Origin of the sequence: Candidatus Methanoperedens sp. BLZ2 (assembly GCF_002487355.1) — an archaeon.
Classification (GTDB): Archaea; Halobacteriota; Methanosarcinia; order Methanosarcinales; family Methanoperedenaceae; genus Methanoperedens.
The window spans coordinates 1-16,212 of the sequence record NZ_NTMG01000061.1; the positions used below are offsets into that span (position 1 = coordinate 1).

The following is a 16,212-nucleotide window of genomic DNA, read 5'->3' on the forward strand; positions in this document are numbered from 1 at the left end:
GGTTTCTCAGGAACAGTGAATGATGGACGATTGATGTTCCAGCTTGCACAGTTTGCCGCTGCCAGGGATATATACTACATTGATGATATACGATTGGAAAAGATCAATGACAGCAATATGGTATGATTGGGAAATGTTTTGTAGGTACTTTCATAAATCGAAAGTATCTTTTCTTTTTAATTCTTTAATCGTATAATATTTTATGCGTTGAAAAAATTATGGTCGGAAATAATAAAATTTGTCAAATGATATTACTACCTACCAAAATTAAATCCGAAATATCTACTTTCCCATCTTCATTTACATCATAAGCAGGATAAGGTATCGTGGTATTTTCACCAAAATGTTTAGACACTCTAAATAAATCGTAAATATTTACGATGCCATCATTGTTTATGTCATAGATACTATGGTAATTTTCAACTTTCTCCAGTCGTACATCATCAATGTAGTAGGTATCTCCGGCAGCAGCAAACTGTGCAAGCTGGAACATTAATCGTCCATCATTCACTGTTCCTGAGAAACCGCTTGTGTTAAATACAGCCATGAATGTCTGCCAGCTCGTTCCGAGATCGGGTGTAAAGCTTAAACCATAATTTGTATATGGGGAACCATGTTTGATCAAATTCACAGTCATGTCATGTCCAGTCATTGAATATGCCACAAGACTCAATCGATAAGTGGTATTTGGTTCCAGTGTTATCTCCATCTGATACAATTGGATATTCGTACCGCTGCTGATCAATGAAAGATTAGCAGCTTTTGTCCCGTTGTAGCCGGGGGATGCTGCGCTGAAGGTTCCGGTTCCACTCGTGTAGAACTGCCATGAAGTTGTACCTGATTCAAACCCCGGGTTCTTGACAAGAACAATGGAAGCCGTTGGCAAGACTGTTATTGTTGCGGCATTGCTCATTACACTACCAAAAGAATTCTTCACATCTACGCTGAACGTTGAACCAGTATCAGATAAGGCTGTTGCCGTAATATTGTAAGATGCACTTGTGGCTCCAGGTATGTTCGCACCATTCTTCTGCCATTGATAGCTTAACGATGCTCCTGTGGCCACCACGCTTAATGTGGCTGTCTGTCCCACCACAATGGTTTGACCAACAGGATGAATTGTAATGTTTGGCAATCCTGACAGAGGGATGTTCTCTGCCTTCAATCCAATCGGGTTAAACGTACGCTTGGTTTTTGGTGGGTTGTTATGTAGCCATTGGTAAGGGGTGATTTCAGAATGATCTGGTATTATATTCCACAATGGGGGGTAATATGAATTATTAATAAATCCGGATGAATAAATAAATTCTGTTGTACCACCAAGTGCCGCTACATTCGACACTTCATTAAAGAATATTGGATTTAAATAACCAGACCCCATCGAGCCAGTTGATATATATGATATTCCTGAATGATAAATATCGGGCGTGTTCTTTATTACTTCTTCCATGTATAATTTTTGGCTGTTCAAATTATAATTAGCAGGGGACTTGGTTGGTGATGTTCTTTCTGTTACCCACATATCAATATACTTATTTTGGCTTAAATCACTGAGATTTATTGCATATTCAGCACATCCGGGACCGACAATACAGGTGGGATTGAATGCGGATTGATATGTCTGTGTCATGATTAAAAAATATGGGTACTTATAATCATTTCCTAAGGATGAAAGGCTTTCTCGGAGTTCTTTGAAGAATGATGTCATTCCCTTTTCTCTCTCGTGAAGCATATCTAGTAAAACTGGATTGGCATTAGGGGGGGAATTTACAAATGGATATGAATAGGAATTAATATCATAACCATGTTCTGCCAGAATACCAGTTCTTCCTGACCATTCTACACCATATCCATCTATGCCTGTTCCTGCTAACCACAATCCTGGTTCTTCGATATGAATACCATCGAAATCAAAATTGCTTACTGCATACTTTATTAATTCGATTCTTTTTGCTCTGGCTTCGGGATAATTGAAATCCAAATAATTCGTTCCAGTACTTGGTAAAACATTTCCGTTTTTATCTTTAGGGTAATACTGTGTACCGAAATACCCTTTACAATTACTATCTCCTGTAAGCGTCATTTTGTTAGCGGGGGAAAGTAGAATGACAGATATATTTCTACTATGTGCATTTGCCAAGAAATTCACAAGAGTTTGTTTGCTTCTGCCAAGTGGGTCAACATATCCTTTCCCTGGCGCAATCTCTTTAACAAAGAAACATGCCCCCCATGGCATAACAATTGAGTCTGCATTAATATATTGTGCTTTATCAAGTATTCCGTTATAGTATGCAGCATTATTTTGTATATTCCAAAAATGTTCCCATAACGCCCTTCCCATTATATTTTTCGTCATATCAGGGGCTGCGCTCGCAAACGGTACCTGAGTTGCCAGTATTATAATGGCAATTAATATGACATTTTTATTTATATAATTAGTCGAGTTGAATTTTATAATTTTCATGTTATCTCCTTTTGTTGATCTAACATTTTTCAATACATTGACTTCTATTAAGGAGCATGAATGAACATGCATTTCAAAGATATGGCCATAAATTTTTTAAGAAAAGACCGTCCTAAGATGTTCCTTAGACAATTCCTAATCCCGGAAGAATCATGGAACAGACTTCTCAATATAAATAATCTTAACACGCTAATAGAGATAAGTACTCGATAGTCTTGATTGAATATGAAAGAAGTAATAGTTATTATTTGCTGTGACACAGAACCGGATCAACCACAATACGGTGGTTTGGATTATAATGTGCATTTTGGAAAACACACATGGAAGGGTATAAAAGAAGGCATCCCTAAAGCGAAGGAAGTTGCCAATTATATTGAGGATGCAGAAGGGCATAACGCTAAAATAACATGGTTTCTCAGGTCCGATGACCAGATTAAAGAATTATATGGTGATCCTGCATGGATGGTAAGAAATTTCATGGGTATCTGGAAAGAACTTGGATCGCAAGGGGATGAAATTGGCTGGCATCCTCACCTGTGGAGGTGGAATGAATCCATAAAAAGCTGGTATCCTGAACTGGAAGATCGAATATGGATTGAAAATTGTATGGAAGAAGGATATAATCGATTTCCAGAAGAGTTTAAATTGACCAGCAGCAGGATGTGCTGGAATTTTCATAGCAATATCACAATGAACAAGGTAGATGAACTCGGGTTGAAGGTGGATATTTCGGCGATGCCGGGGCAAAAATCTATCAAACCTGTAAATGACTCACCGGATTCTCTTTATTATGATTGGGAAATTACAAAAGAGCCACCATATTTTCCATCACAGTCAGATTATCGTAGAGAAGCGGATATAAATGAGCGATCTCTGGACATTTTGGAAATTCCACTGACAAATTTTGAGATATCATTGTCCTGGCAAATTAAAAGGATACTAAAAAGGTTTCTCAGGCCAGGCAGGGGATACCCTTTAGGAAAAAGAAATCCGGCTAAAATAGATGATAATCCGGATTTTTTTAGGTCATGTGCTATAAGAAAGTTCTTTGAAAGCAAGGAAAATAATTGCAGAACCTTTTTGGTTTCATATTTCCATGCAGATGAATTGCCTGGAAAAGATTCATTAGCATCGACTTACTTTGAGAGAAATCTGAAATATATATCTGAAGCTTCTAGAAATTATGGTGTTCCCTTTAGATTTCTAACTGCAAGAGAAGCAGCCGGAGAAGTTATAAAATGAGAATTCTAAGGACAATAAATAGGATTTTCTTGTATATGGCGGAATACGTACCGGTTCCATTTGGATATTTCCGAATGCTGCTTTATACATTGGCAGGTCTGAAGATGGAAAAAGGAGTAACAATTGAGTATGGTATGCAAATAGGTGGTAATTTTGAAAATATTTACCTTAAAGAGAATGTAGAGATCGCACAGGGTGTATATTTGCATGCATATGATAGGATAGTAATTGGCAAAAATACTGCCATTGCACCTTTTGTAAAGATAATTACCAACCAAAATCCCAGGTTAGATGTGAATAAACTTAACGAGTTTTATACACCTTTTAATAAACCTGTTGTTATTGAAGACAATGTGTACATCGGTACGGGTGCAATTATTCTACCAGGTGTTACGGTTCATGAGATGTCAGTTGTGGGGGCTGGTGCAGTGGTTACAAAGGATGTTCCATCTTTTACCGTAGTAGCTGGTGTTCCCGCCAGAGTTGTGAAGAACCTTGCCAAAAAGGAGACAATATGCAATGAATGATCAGAATATTGCAGAATGGAAAAGCGGAGAAATTTTTCTGGAAGATGAATATGCCAGCATGTATGCGAAACATAGAAAGTACATATTAACAAAGATATTAAATAATACCTGTTTCTTAATTAAAAGACCAATAATAGGAATCGTAAAAGCTAACGTATTTTACTATAACGGTAATGTGAATGAATTCATAGATGAATGTTATAGGCTTTCTAAAGAAAAAAACATCCCCTATATTGAGATACAAACTTCGATCACGGATAAAGCATTCTTACAATTCCCCCATAAAAATACTGGCACTTATATAATAAATCTTCATGATGATATCGAAACAATATGGAATAATTTAAACAAAAAAGCAAGGAATCAAATAAGGCAGGCCAGGAAAAAGAATGTTGAAGTGGTAATAACAGACAGCGAAAAAGATTTTTTAGAGTGGTGGGATATATATTCAAAGACTGCAAACCATAAAGAATTTATTTTAGAGTCGTATAATTTGACTAAAGAGTTATTTGAAAAGAAAGAAATTTCGCGGCTTTTTGTTGCTAAAATAGGGAATAAAATTGTTTCTGGCAATCTAATTATATTATCCAATACAGAAGTGATATGGAAATTGGGGGGCTCAGACCGTGAATTTTCGGAATTCAGGCCAAACCATTTACTTCAATGGGAAATTATTGAATGGTCAAAGAAACAGGGGTATTCATATTATGATATGGGAGGGGCATTACCTCCCCGATATGATATTAATGGTGTACCGATAGATGAAGGAAGTGGAGAAGGCCCAAGTTCATTCAAGAGAAAATTCGGTGGAGAGTATAAAGAAATTTATAAGTATCAGATAATAACAAACAAATTAAGATATAAAATTAATAAGGCATTAATAAATGCGCGATTTAAATTAATGAGACATTTGTAATGCAATGATTGGAATGCGGAATTTTGTAACAAAACAGGAGATAGATAAAGTTCAATGAAATTAAATAACAAAATTATATATTTTATGATCCTATCATATATATTACTTAATCTTTTTGACATTGTATGGAAGGAGATAATATTATTAATTTTATTTATTTATATATTAATAAATTTGTGGCGTCTCAAACCTCTTGAAAATGTTGATACAATCGAAGAACCTGCGACATTCCCGCTTGTTTCTATAATTATCCCGGCATGGAACGAAGAGAGCACCATAAAGAGAAGTATAATAAATATATTAAAATCAAGCTATACTAATTTCGAATTAATCGTCATCGCTGGCGGAGAAGACAAAACATTTGAACTTGTGGATGATCTTTCCAGGAAAGATAATAGGATAAAGGCAATCAAACAGGAACCCCTCGGAAAGAGTGCAGCTTTAAATAAAGGTTTGGAACATAAACAGGGTGAAATAGTCATATTCCTGGATGCTGACAGCCTTGTTGATGAGAACTGGCTAAATTATCTGGTTAAACCAATTATCAACAAAGAAGCAAACATAACAGTAGCTGATTTCAAACCTTATATAGAAAACTGGGTAACAACATGGTATTCTTTATACCATAGTTATTTAAGATATGTAACGGATAAAAAAGGCTTTTTTGGAGGTTCGACTGCATTCGAAAGTGCTGTTTTTGATAATGGAATCGTGCTTGATGACAAAGTTATTGCAGATGATTATTATTTGAGTATTCGATGTGGAGATAAATATAAAATAAAATTCGTTAAAGAAAGCATAGTAAGAACAGACATTCCCAGCACTTTTGCTGATTTTTTAATCAATGGAGTAAGGTGGGTCAGGATATTGTTGCATACAACATTACTCTTCAATAACAAAAGAAAGAACGTCTTATTTACGCTCCTGAATGCAACCTACTTCACATTAGGTTTACCTGTATACCTTCTTCTTTACTATACGATAGGTAATGAAGCCTCATTTATCTTTTTGGAAGTATGGTTCATTTATTTCTCACTTTTGATCCTGTTAAATGCAATTAAACCCCTGGCTTTATACAGGATCGATGGAAACGGCAAATGGTTAAAATATGGGTGGGTTGCTCTGGTTTTTCCAGTCTTCGTATATCTGGTATACTTTTATGCAATGCTCACTTATAAAAAGGTAACGCCATTTTTTAAAGGATCAAGGAAGTTTTAATCCGATTTATCTTCGTGGGTTCAAAGGGTTGAGAATACCCCTTCCGATAGGTGGGGGATGAATCAGACCCTTTGCAATTGTAATACCTATCCCGAAAAAAGTATTGTTCAGATAGCATTTTAAGGGATAAGCATAACGAATATATAGTATCAAATACATATATAGATTGTTCAGATAGCATGAGAAAATCATTTCAATTTCGGATATACCCAAACAAAAAGCAAGAAGTAGCTCTTGAGAGGACTCTTTCTACATGCAGACATCTTTACAATGATGCTCTTGCAGAGAGAAAACGAAATGCTGAACTTAACAGACTTCAAAAATCATTCGATCTATTCCCGTGGGGATATCCTGAATGGATTAATTACTATGACCAAGCCAATCAACTACCATTGATAAAAACAGCATTCCAAAAAGAAGTACATTCCCAAGTACTTCAAAATACCCTGAAGCGTGTCGAACGAAGTTTTCAGAACTTCTTTAATGGTGCAGGATATCCGAGATTTCAAGGAAGGAATAGGTACAATTCATTCACGTATCCGGGTAGCGGCCTGAAACTTGAAGATGGAAAACTTATCTTATCTAAGATAGGAGCAATCAAAATCATCTTACATCGTGAAATCGAAGGCAAAATCAAGACCTGTAATATCAAGAGAGATGTTGACCAGTGGTATGTTTCATTCTCATGTCAAATTGATATTCCGATCATTCCTATTGAAATCAAGACTATAACGGGAATAGATGTCGGATTAACTTCCCTGATAACATTCAGCAATGGAGAGCAGATTGAACCTCCAAAGTATCTTAGAGCATCCGAGAAAAGACTTGCACGAGAACAGATACATCTATCAAAGAAAAAGAAAGGTTCAGAGAATAGGAATAAGCAACGAATCATTGTTGCGAAAGTACATCAGAGAATCAGGTATCAAAGAAAGGATTTCAATCATAAATTAAGTACAAATCTTGTGAATAACTATGACCATGTAGTGTTTGAAAAATTGCAAATACAAAACATGCTTAAAAATCATTGTCTTGCAAAGTCAATAGTAGATGCATCATGGTCACAATTAATCAATTTAACTATATACAAAGCAGAATACGCTGGTAAAATAGTGGAATTGGTTAACCCTAATGGAACATCGCAGACCTGTATATGTGGTCACCATGTACCAAAAGACCTGTCAGTGAGAGTACATTCATGTCCTTCCTGTGGTCTTGTGCTAAATAGAGACCATGTATCTGCGATGATAATCCAGAATATAAGTACGGCGGGTATCGCCGGAATTCAAGCCCGACTGAGCAATCCCAATAGGGAAGCAATGAAGTGGGAAGCCCCTTGTGAGAGCAAGGGGTAGTTCACAGTCAAGATTCTAACTAGTGAAACCAATATATAAGAACCTATTCAAGTCTGAAATGTATATTTTGGATAGAATAAGCATAAATATATTAGTAAAGGATAAGATAAAATAGTAAATATTTATACAATATACAAATAATTCAAAGGTATTTATGATAAATCAGGTCAAAAATCTTGTTCGGAAAAATAAAATAGTTGTTCATACACGCCTATTTTTCAGGCGAATGTCTGATTCCTGGAAATATGTTCCAGTTAAAGAATATGCAAATATCAAGAAACTCTTTCTATTCTGGGAACTTTTTCCATATTCCCAACAAAATTATGCAAGTCTTTCAAATGTTTATGATCTGGCCAAAGTGATGGAAAAGAATAATACCAGGGGAAGTTTCGTTGAATGCGGCGTCTGGAAAGGTGGGTGCGCCGCGGTTATGGCTATTATTGCCAATAAAGCCGGGAACAACAGGAAGATCTGGCTTTTTGATTCATTTGAGGGGATGCCGGAAGCTACAGGAATGGATTCAGGAAAGAGTGCCATGGAACTGGCTGAAGGTAAAATGAGTGGCAAATTAATTCCTGTGGGTACGAATATCGCTTTAATAGAGGATGTTAAGAAACTGTTTTTTGAAAAATTAAATTTAAATAAGAGTAACATAATCTTTGCAAAGGGCTGGTTCCAGGAGACAATCCCAAAATACAAAGATCAAATAGACCATATCGCTATTCTTAGAATTGATGGGGACTGGTATGAGTCAACAAAAACATGTTTAGAGAATCTCTATGATCAGGTTATTGAAGGAGGATATATAATAATTGATGATTATGGCTTTTTTCCAGGATGTAAAAAAGCGGTCGATGAATTTATCAGTATGAGAAATCTGAAAGTAGAATTAATAAAGATCGATTATTCGCGCGTATATTTTAAAAAATTGGATTAAAAAATTATCCTGTATTTTAGAAAAAATAAATTTTCAGATTTTGTTGTCAGAAGTTTGGGGTAAAGTTGGGTAATTTATGACAACAGAGGAGGGGCGGGGTAGAACCCCGGATATATCACCTCGCAGAGTATAAAAGCATAACTTTTGTTGAACCGAAGGAATACCCGTTATTTCAGTTAAAAAAGCCATTATCAATGAGGGAGCTTCCTTTGATGAGCATTACAATTCCAGCTACTCTCATACCTGGAAATATAATAGCTCCTATCATTGTTGAGGCCAGGGAATAAATTAAAAGGAGCTATTCTTATAGCTTGTGATGGGGAGGGATTAATTAATGGATGGGCTCCTAATTGTGCAAAACTTTATATTTGTTGAGTGTATTTTTATCGTACATTATTAATACTTTGAGGAAATTTTTTATGATACAAATTAATTTAAAATTCAGTATAAAAAATATTAAAGATGAAATTTTGTGGGATTATTTTTACGGTGCTCTTCGTAAACCAAAAGAAAATTTTAAAGGCACTTCATCTAATATAAAAAATATTCTGCATAATCCTCTAATACAGAATGAAATCATTGAAGAACTAAAAAATAATGATTTGAATGTTATAGATCTCAAAATAGACGTGGACGATTACAGAAAATACCTGAAAGAGGCTGAATATAATAAATTTCCTGATTATTACTCTACTGGCAATAAATCGTTTAACATCAGTGAGAAATCACTTGAGCATTATCTAGGAGCTAAGTTATTATCCTTGTCCAAAGAGGATATATATATAGACATTGCAAATGATAACTCACCTGCACCAGATATATACAAAAAATTATTTGGTTGTAAGGTATATCAACAGGATTTGGTTTATCCAGATGGCATTCATGGAAATATCATCGGGGGAGATGCGGCAAATATGCCGTTGGAGGACGGTTCTGTAACAAAGATGGGACTTCATTGCTCATTTGAACACTTTGAAACAGATTCAGACTTACGATTTATCAAAGAAGCTGGCAGGGTTCTGAAGAAGGGAGGAAAATTATGTATACTACCATTATATCTTTTCAATAAATATATAATAACAACAGATCCCGCGATTTTGCCAAAAGGTGGTATACCTTTTGAGGAAGACGCTGTATTGTATTGTTTTAATAGATTAAATGTTCGCCACTGTCGCTTCTACGATATACCTCATTTCATATCCAGAATAAAAAATAATCTGAATGATCTCAAATTGACGATCTTTGTTGTCAATAATGAAAAAGAGGTGGATTCATCATGTTATGTTAAGTTTATAGCAATGTTTGAAAAAAGCTGACTCAATTTTTCTCCATATTGGTCCCAGGAGTATTTTTCTTCTGCCAGCTTTCTACCGTTTTTTGCAATGTATCCTGCATACTCAGTATCATTTAATAATTCATTGATTCTATCAGGGAATTTACTGATATCATCCTCTATTATCAGGTGCTTTCCATCTATCGCATCAATTCCCTCTGCGCCGATCGATGTTGAAATTACAGGCTTTTCCATAGCAAAATACTCAAGAATTTTAAGGCGTGTCCCGCCACCGATGCGCAGTGGGACTATACAGACATCCGAATTAGAAATAAACGGCCTTACGTCAGGCACCTCACCGGTTATGAAGATATCATTTTTTTCGAGGTTCTTCAGGGTACTAATGGGATTTCTTCCTACAGCATAGAATTTGATTTGCGGGATTTTTTCTTTCAGGACTGGATATGCATCCCTGCAGAAAGATTTAATTGCATCTACATTTGGATACCAGTTCATAAGACCGGTGAACACTATGTTCGGGCTAAAGTCTTTCCGTTCAACAGGATAAAAATGATCTAAATCCACACAATTGGGCAGCATCATTAGATTTTGTGCCCCCATTGCTCTGAGCCTTTTACTATCGTTTTCAGAGACAGAGATGCAGGCATCAAAACTTCTGATAGCATCCTGTTCATGTTTCTTATTTTTAAGATAATCAAGGAAAGTTAAAACTGACCTGGTACTGAATTTATTTATAAATGTTCTATATAAGATATCAGATTCGATATTATGTGCATCATACACTTTCGGGATCGTTGAAATATTTTTCACATATGCCGACATTAAAAGCGATTCAACATGGAGAATCTGGAAATTATTATGATTAATTATATGAGAAATCTGCTCCTGAATTTTTGGTGAATAACAACTTAACATCGTCTCATAAGGATTCCAGGATAAGAGTGATTTCAATCGACCATATTTTTTCGCCTGGAATGGTAACGGATAAACGGTACAATATTTTTCCAGACCCGATACGTCTTTAACTTCGCCGGGACGAACTAAAAATAATACAGAGATATCGTGGTATTTTGATATTGTTTTAATTAAATTAAAATTTCTGATTTTTGCTCCACTATTCGGCGGATAGGGCGGATTCGGTGCTAAGAAAAGTATATTCATACAACCACATTAGATTATTTTGTGCATTTATTTTTTCCTGATAGGATTCAAATGGTATTTAGTAGCAAATTTCAGTTCCATGGCCATCTGCCTGGAATGGGATCGCAGCCAGTTCATTAAATGTCCATAACAACATACTCTTTCATAAAAGGCCAGAGAAAAGCGATTTATTGAATTGAAATATTCAAAAAAAAACCTCCAGTGCGGAAATGATATCTGTCCGCCCTTTGACGAATCGAACCAGACACTGCGCATGTGCATATCCGGGTGCGCCCTGACCGAGCGCTCTGCATGATCCCTGTTAAAAAAAAGATACTCCGGAATCTCAAAGAACCGACCGAGCAGGCCAAGTTCGGCAAGTAAACCCAGGTCTGAACCCGGATAAGATTTGATAAGTGAAGTTTTCCTGAGAACATCAGACCGAATCAATCCGAATACCTCAAAACACATTGGATGAAAGAATATGAGATCACCGAATCGATCCTGGGGCTTCGTGGAATTAACATTCAGTTTTCTTGCTAAGTAGCGTCTGCTGAATGGAAGATTGAATCGAATATTTTGATTGGTTTGATCGGTATTCAGCTTTAGGATGTAGGCTGCAATGACAGATCCATATTCATCGATGATTTCAGTTCTTGAACTGCAAAGCACAATTGAATTATCTTCCTCAAGAACTTTTATGCACTTCGATAGATAATCCGGAGCTATGAGGTCGTCATGTGCAGCCCATTTGAAATATATACCTGAAGATAAATTAAATACGTTATTAAAGTTCCAGGCAGCACCACGATTTTTTTCAATCCTGTGATAACGAATACGGGAATCTTTCTTTGCATACGCCTGACAGATTTCCTGTGTTCTGTCCGTGGAGGCGTTGTCAGAAATTACCAGCTCGAAATCCGTATACGTTTGGGCTAAGATCGAATCCAGCGCTGCCTCAAGATATTTTTCACCATTGTATACTGGTAAACCGAAACTTACTGGAACTCTGGATTTTTTGTTATTATATTTTTCTCCTTCTGATCCCGGACTCATTTTTTATCAACCTCAAACAAATATCAATTGTGCTGATACTCCTAAACCATTCATTATCTGCTGGATTTCATTTTTATATATTGCATTCATTATTATTATTTTATCCGGCTGGTATTCTCTCAGGAACTCAGGTGAACATATTTTCTGCCCTGTTCCCGGAATATATTTACCCTGTTTACGGGGATTGATATCAATGACATATTCTATCTGCTTTTTAGCCCCGATCATATTCAAGAACGTGACACCTTTAGAGCCGGCTCCCCACAATACAATCTTCTGTCCGGACTTTTCAACAGTTTTGATTTCTTTCTTCCAGGTTCTTATTTTAGTATGGAACTTCCTTACAAACTGGTCCAATAAAAGTTTCATATTGGATTCATAATCGGTCTTTCGACAGGATTGCGAAGTACAAGCTATAGCCTCTATGAAAAGAAATTGGCCATTATACGAATCGTTTAACGCAAAAATCGAGAATCCGCATGAAGCGAATAAATAAGCAAGTGATCGTTTGCTGAAGAATGATCTATGTTCATAAATCAAATCCCATATTCCAAGATCCTTCAAAGTATAATCTACATTCGGGACCTCAAAAAAAACAATTGTATGATTATCACCTATCATTTTGCGAATATCAGTCAAAAAATCAACAGGAGATTCGATGTGTTCCAGGACCTGTCGGCAACATATGAAATCAGCCCTGTAATTCAGGTATCTTTGCGAATAAAAATCTTTAATAAAAGTAATTTCTGGATCAGGGCAGGGTGTCTCCCCGACATTTTCATAACTGGAATCAAATCCGACTCCCCGGTTTTTGCCGGTTTTACATAGCAATTTTAAGAAATCCCCTTTTCCGCATCCTATCTCAATTATACTTTTTCCGTGTAAATTGTAGGTTTCTATCAATCTATCTGCCAATTCTTTAGCATAACCCTGGAAAATTTGAGAAAAATGTAATGAATTTTCATATTGTTGCGTATATTCCATTAGCCTGGGATCAAAAGCACAATTAAAAATATGTTCACAATCTTCACATAACACTAAAATAATATCGGACCTTGGAGCGTTCAAAGCATCGTCGCTTGTTTCCCATAGAAGGTTGCAATGAACAGGGACATCCGGAATCTCAAGAAAGACATCAGTATTTGATGATTTGCAGACAGGACATATACTTTCTTTCCGAATATTCTTATTATTCACTATATTCTTATTATTCACTATATTCTTATTATTCACTATATTCTTATTATTCACTAACATCGGCTCATTCGAATTATGTTCAATTTTCTTTTCTTCATGTTTTAAACAGATTTTTTAAACAGATTTTAGTTCTGCAGTAACACCCATTTTATCAAGAGTCTCTTGAATTTCATTACAATAAATTGGATTCATAACTATAATTGTATCAGGCTTGTACTGAATTAAAAACTCCGGGGCAATGACCTTTTGACCTGTACCTGCCATATATGTTCCATGTTTTTTTGGATTGATATCAACTACATATTCTATCTCTTTAAGAATGTTGAGAGTGGTTAGAAATGCAACTCCTTTGGAACCTCCTCCCCAGAGGACTACTTTGCGGCCTTTTTTCCTTGAATTTTCAAAGTAGCTTTTCCACGTATTTAATTGTTTCTTACAGTTCTTAGAGAATAGATCAACCTGGCTTTTTAGTTGCACTATATCCTCTTCTGCTGGTAACGAGTTACGTTTCTCTCCCTGGCTCAATCGTGCTCCTAACATTATATACTGATCGTCATAATCAATATACAGATCTATAATTTCAAAACCGTTATTTCTAAACAATTTAGCCAGGGACCCTGGACTGAAATACGAACAGTGTTCATAATATATGTCCCAGAATGCCTGTTCTTTCAGGATTCGCCTGACATCCGGAACCTGGAAAAATACTGTGGTATCAGGTTTGTTATGAATAGATTTTTTAACAGTTCTTATAAAATCGGCTGTTTCATATATATGTTCAAGTGTCATTCTGCAGCAAAGGAAGTCACATTGAATATCAGCATATTTTTCTGAATAAAAGTCTTTTATGATAGAAACATGGTTTTTTTCAAGATTTTCATTGCGTCCCGGTATATAAGCCGGATCAAAACCCCTGCCGCGATTATTCCCAAGTTCGCAAAGCATTGATAAAAACTCCCCCTGACCACATCCGATTTCAATTATGTCCCTGCCATGAAGATTATAGCGATCAATTAAATTCCGGGCTAATTTCCGGGCAAATAGATTAAAAGTTGTTGAATAAATTTGTGTTGATTCATATTCATTTGAATATTCATGAACACTTGAGTCAAATGAAACATTCGAGATAAAACCACATTTTTCACAAAATCCCAATTCAATATCTCTTTTCGGATATGTTATGGCTTTCTCCTTAGTTTTTAATAATTGTACACTATGAATGGGTATGTCTGCAATTTCATAAATTATGGATGGCATTTCCAATGAGCCACAATTTGGACAGGATTTTTTTTCTAACATTGTAATTCCTTTATTAGTAAAATTTTTGCATTTATAATAAATTTAACGCATATTAAATGTTGTTAAAGTTAATATCATCATGAGATCAGATTTGAATATAACATTCGAATGTCTTCTTTTAATCTACCATTTGTCAGAATAAATAGGATTAATACATACATAATAATTCCTGACAGGACTAAAAATATTAGATACAATAGAGGATATTTTGAAATAATATCATACATTTTTGTGTATTCTTTAATTCCTATAATAAAAATTGCCATTAGAATTGCTGATAAGAGTGGTGGTATTAATATTTTGACAAAACTCTTTCCCTCTATTCCCAGAAATTTTACTGCAAGACTAAAACTAATAGGTGCGAAAATTAATCCGGAGAGAGAAACAAGAGATGCTACTCCAATTAAACCAAAAATTTTTGCTGCCGGAATAATAAATAAAATTATTAAAAATAATTGCATTCCAACCAGTATTGTTGATATATTGGGCTTTCCCATAGAAAGGTATAGACTGCTCGTTGCTGAAGAAAGAGAATAAACTAAACCTGCAATACATAATATCTGTAATGGTAAAATTGCGGGAGCCCATTTTTCTCCGAGTACTATCTTTACAAATTCCGGAGCGAGTGCAAAGATACCAAGTGTAATAGGTATGGTGATAATAGAGGTATATTTTAGAGTTTTTAAAAATGCATTTCCCAGTCTGGGAATATCATTACTAATATTTGAAAATGTTGAAAACAGAACTTTATCAAATATTACAACTATCTGCCTGGATGAAAAGGTTGCCCAGGTATAAGCTATTATGTAATATCCCACAACCGTTGGTCCTATTAGCTTTCCTAAAACGGTATAAATTAAATTATCAAAAGCTAAAATTATAAATCCGGTTGCCATTACGTACTTTCCATAGTTGAAAAGTTCTTTTGCTATTTTTTTATCTAATTGTAAATGGAATTTCCATGGGTTTATAATCCAGAAAATGATAGAAGAGACTACTCCCTGTATAATTCTGCCATATACAAGACTCCAAAAAGAATAGCCGTTATATGCCATGAAAATTGCCACTGCAGAATATGAAATATTGCCTAAAAAACCAGATATAACAATCTTCTCGAACCTGAGTTCCTTTGTCAATTTCGTATTTGGTATAAAATTAAAATTTTCAATTATAATAACAATCGCAGAAATTTTCAAAATCGAGGAAATTACCTGGTCTTTAAAAAAATTTGCCCACAAAGGAGCGACAATATAAACTACACAAAAAAGAAGGATACTCATTATTAATCTAATCGAAAATCCAGTCCGTAAGGATTTTTCAACGTTTTCCTTTCTTTGAATGACCGCACTGGACATTCCAAAATCTTTTAACCCATCAACTAATGTAATCAATATACCGGCTATTGCGACAATGCCAAAATCCGATGGCGAGAGTAGTCGAGCCAGGATAATTAGAGTTACTAAATTGAGAATTTTTCCAAAAACCTGAAATAAACCAACAGCACTTATATTTTTCAACGTTTTTTTTGTTAAGGACATAATTATACTCCTCTCTAACTTAGAATATT

The 16,212-nt window shown here is 35.3% G+C and carries 13 protein-coding genes; 7 read left to right on the forward strand and 6 right to left on the reverse strand.

All coding sequences use genetic code 11. The annotated features are described in order from the left end of the window. Positions 1-241: 241 nt before the first annotated feature. A complete protein-coding gene (locus CL181_RS11185; RefSeq protein WP_176505182.1) occupies positions 242-2,464 on the reverse strand; it encodes a carbohydrate binding domain-containing protein in 2,223 nt (740 codons plus the stop codon). 225 nt (positions 2,465-2,689) lie between these two features. On the opposite strand from CL181_RS11185, the gene CL181_RS11190 reads away from it, so the two are divergent. The 7 genes from CL181_RS11190 to CL181_RS11220 all read left to right on the forward strand — a co-directional run bounded on the left by CL181_RS11190 (position 2,690) and on the right by CL181_RS11220 (position 9,975). Further along, entirely contained in the window at positions 2,690-3,706 is a 1,017-nt protein-coding gene (locus tag CL181_RS11190; RefSeq protein ID WP_097299396.1) for a hypothetical protein, read from the forward strand. A gap of 35 nt (positions 3,707-3,741) precedes the next feature. Continuing rightward, positions 3,742-4,233 (forward strand): DapH/DapD/GlmU-related protein, encoded by a 492-nt coding sequence (locus CL181_RS11195; RefSeq protein WP_255251547.1) that lies wholly within the window; start codon positions 3,742-3,744, stop codon positions 4,231-4,233. After that, positions 4,226-5,149 carry a GNAT family N-acetyltransferase gene (locus CL181_RS11200; protein ID WP_097299398.1) on the forward strand — a complete coding sequence of 308 codons (924 nt, stop codon included), beginning with the start codon at positions 4,226-4,228 and terminating at the stop codon, positions 5,147-5,149. The genes CL181_RS11195 and CL181_RS11200 overlap by 8 nt, the downstream gene beginning before the upstream one ends. Before the next feature lie 174 nt (positions 5,150-5,323). Further along, complete coding sequence (locus CL181_RS11205; RefSeq protein WP_176505183.1) at positions 5,324-6,367, forward strand: glycosyltransferase family 2 protein; 1,044 nt, start codon at positions 5,324-5,326, stop codon at positions 6,365-6,367. A gap of 179 nt (positions 6,368-6,546) precedes the next feature. Beyond that, positions 6,547-7,722, forward strand: coding sequence for a transposase (locus tag CL181_RS11210; protein ID WP_255251548.1), 1,176 nt, complete (start codon positions 6,547-6,549; stop codon positions 7,720-7,722). Positions 7,723-7,876: 154 nt separating this feature from the next. After that, the gene (locus CL181_RS11215) at positions 7,877-8,659 is read left to right on the forward strand and encodes a TylF/MycF/NovP-related O-methyltransferase (protein ID WP_097299400.1); all 783 of its coding nucleotides are present in this window, start codon (positions 7,877-7,879) and stop codon (positions 8,657-8,659) included. Positions 8,660-9,078: 419 nt separating this feature from the next. Further along, positions 9,079-9,975, forward strand: a complete 897-nt coding sequence (locus CL181_RS11220) for a methyltransferase domain-containing protein (RefSeq protein WP_097299401.1) — start codon at positions 9,079-9,081, stop codon at positions 9,973-9,975. Here the strand turns inward: CL181_RS11220 and CL181_RS11225 are convergent. The 5 genes from CL181_RS11225 to CL181_RS11245 form a co-directional block, all read right to left on the reverse strand. Further along, positions 9,939-11,114 carry a glycosyltransferase family 4 protein gene (locus CL181_RS11225; RefSeq protein WP_097299402.1) on the reverse strand — a complete coding sequence of 392 codons (1,176 nt, stop codon included), beginning with the start codon at positions 11,112-11,114 and terminating at the stop codon, positions 9,939-9,941. The two genes, CL181_RS11220 and CL181_RS11225, sit on opposite strands and share 37 nt — an antisense overlap. Before the next feature lie 27 nt (positions 11,115-11,141). Further along, the gene (locus tag CL181_RS11230) at positions 11,142-12,149 is read right to left on the reverse strand and encodes a glycosyltransferase family 2 protein (protein WP_097299403.1); all 1,008 of its coding nucleotides are present in this window, start codon (positions 12,147-12,149) and stop codon (positions 11,142-11,144) included. A gap of 12 nt (positions 12,150-12,161) precedes the next feature. Beyond that, on the reverse strand, positions 12,162-13,400 hold the full coding sequence (locus CL181_RS11235) for a class I SAM-dependent methyltransferase (protein ID WP_217993158.1): 1,239 nt from the start codon (positions 13,398-13,400) through the stop codon (positions 12,162-12,164). 60 nt (positions 13,401-13,460) lie between these two features. Then, positions 13,461-14,645 (reverse strand): class I SAM-dependent methyltransferase, encoded by a 1,185-nt coding sequence (locus CL181_RS11240; protein ID WP_097299405.1) that lies wholly within the window; start codon positions 14,643-14,645, stop codon positions 13,461-13,463. Between the two features lie 77 nt (positions 14,646-14,722). Continuing rightward, positions 14,723-16,183: a lipopolysaccharide biosynthesis protein gene (locus CL181_RS11245; protein ID WP_097299406.1), complete on the reverse strand. Its 1,461-nt coding sequence runs from the start codon at positions 16,181-16,183 to the stop codon at positions 14,723-14,725. Positions 16,184-16,212 lie beyond the last annotated feature (29 nt).

What these genes read in the sequence shown, in the direction of transcription:
- CL181_RS11200 (WP_097299398.1), top strand. Translation starts at nt 4,226, where the DNA reads ATGAATGATCAGAATATTGCAGAATGGAAAAGCGGAGAAATTTTTCTG.
- CL181_RS11230 (WP_097299403.1), bottom strand. Translation starts at nt 12,149, where the DNA reads ATGAGTCCGGGATCAGAAGGAGAAAAATATAATAACAAAAAATCCAGA.
- CL181_RS11190 (WP_097299396.1), top strand. Translation starts at nt 2,690, where the DNA reads ATGAAAGAAGTAATAGTTATTATTTGCTGTGACACAGAACCGGATCAA.
- CL181_RS11220 (WP_097299401.1), top strand. Translation starts at nt 9,079, where the DNA reads ATGATACAAATTAATTTAAAATTCAGTATAAAAAATATTAAAGATGAA.
- CL181_RS11210 (WP_255251548.1), top strand. Translation starts at nt 6,547, where the DNA reads ATGAGAAAATCATTTCAATTTCGGATATACCCAAACAAAAAGCAAGAA.
- CL181_RS11215 (WP_097299400.1), top strand. Translation starts at nt 7,877, where the DNA reads ATGATAAATCAGGTCAAAAATCTTGTTCGGAAAAATAAAATAGTTGTT.
- CL181_RS11185 (WP_176505182.1), bottom strand. Translation starts at nt 2,464, where the DNA reads ATGAAAATTATAAAATTCAACTCGACTAATTATATAAATAAAAATGTC.
- CL181_RS11225 (WP_097299402.1), bottom strand. Translation starts at nt 11,114, where the DNA reads ATGAATATACTTTTCTTAGCACCGAATCCGCCCTATCCGCCGAATAGT.
- CL181_RS11240 (WP_097299405.1), bottom strand. Translation starts at nt 14,645, where the DNA reads ATGTTAGAAAAAAAATCCTGTCCAAATTGTGGCTCATTGGAAATGCCA.
- CL181_RS11195 (WP_255251547.1), top strand. Translation starts at nt 3,742, where the DNA reads ATGGCGGAATACGTACCGGTTCCATTTGGATATTTCCGAATGCTGCTT.
- CL181_RS11245 (WP_097299406.1), bottom strand. Translation starts at nt 16,183, where the DNA reads ATGTCCTTAACAAAAAAAACGTTGAAAAATATAAGTGCTGTTGGTTTA.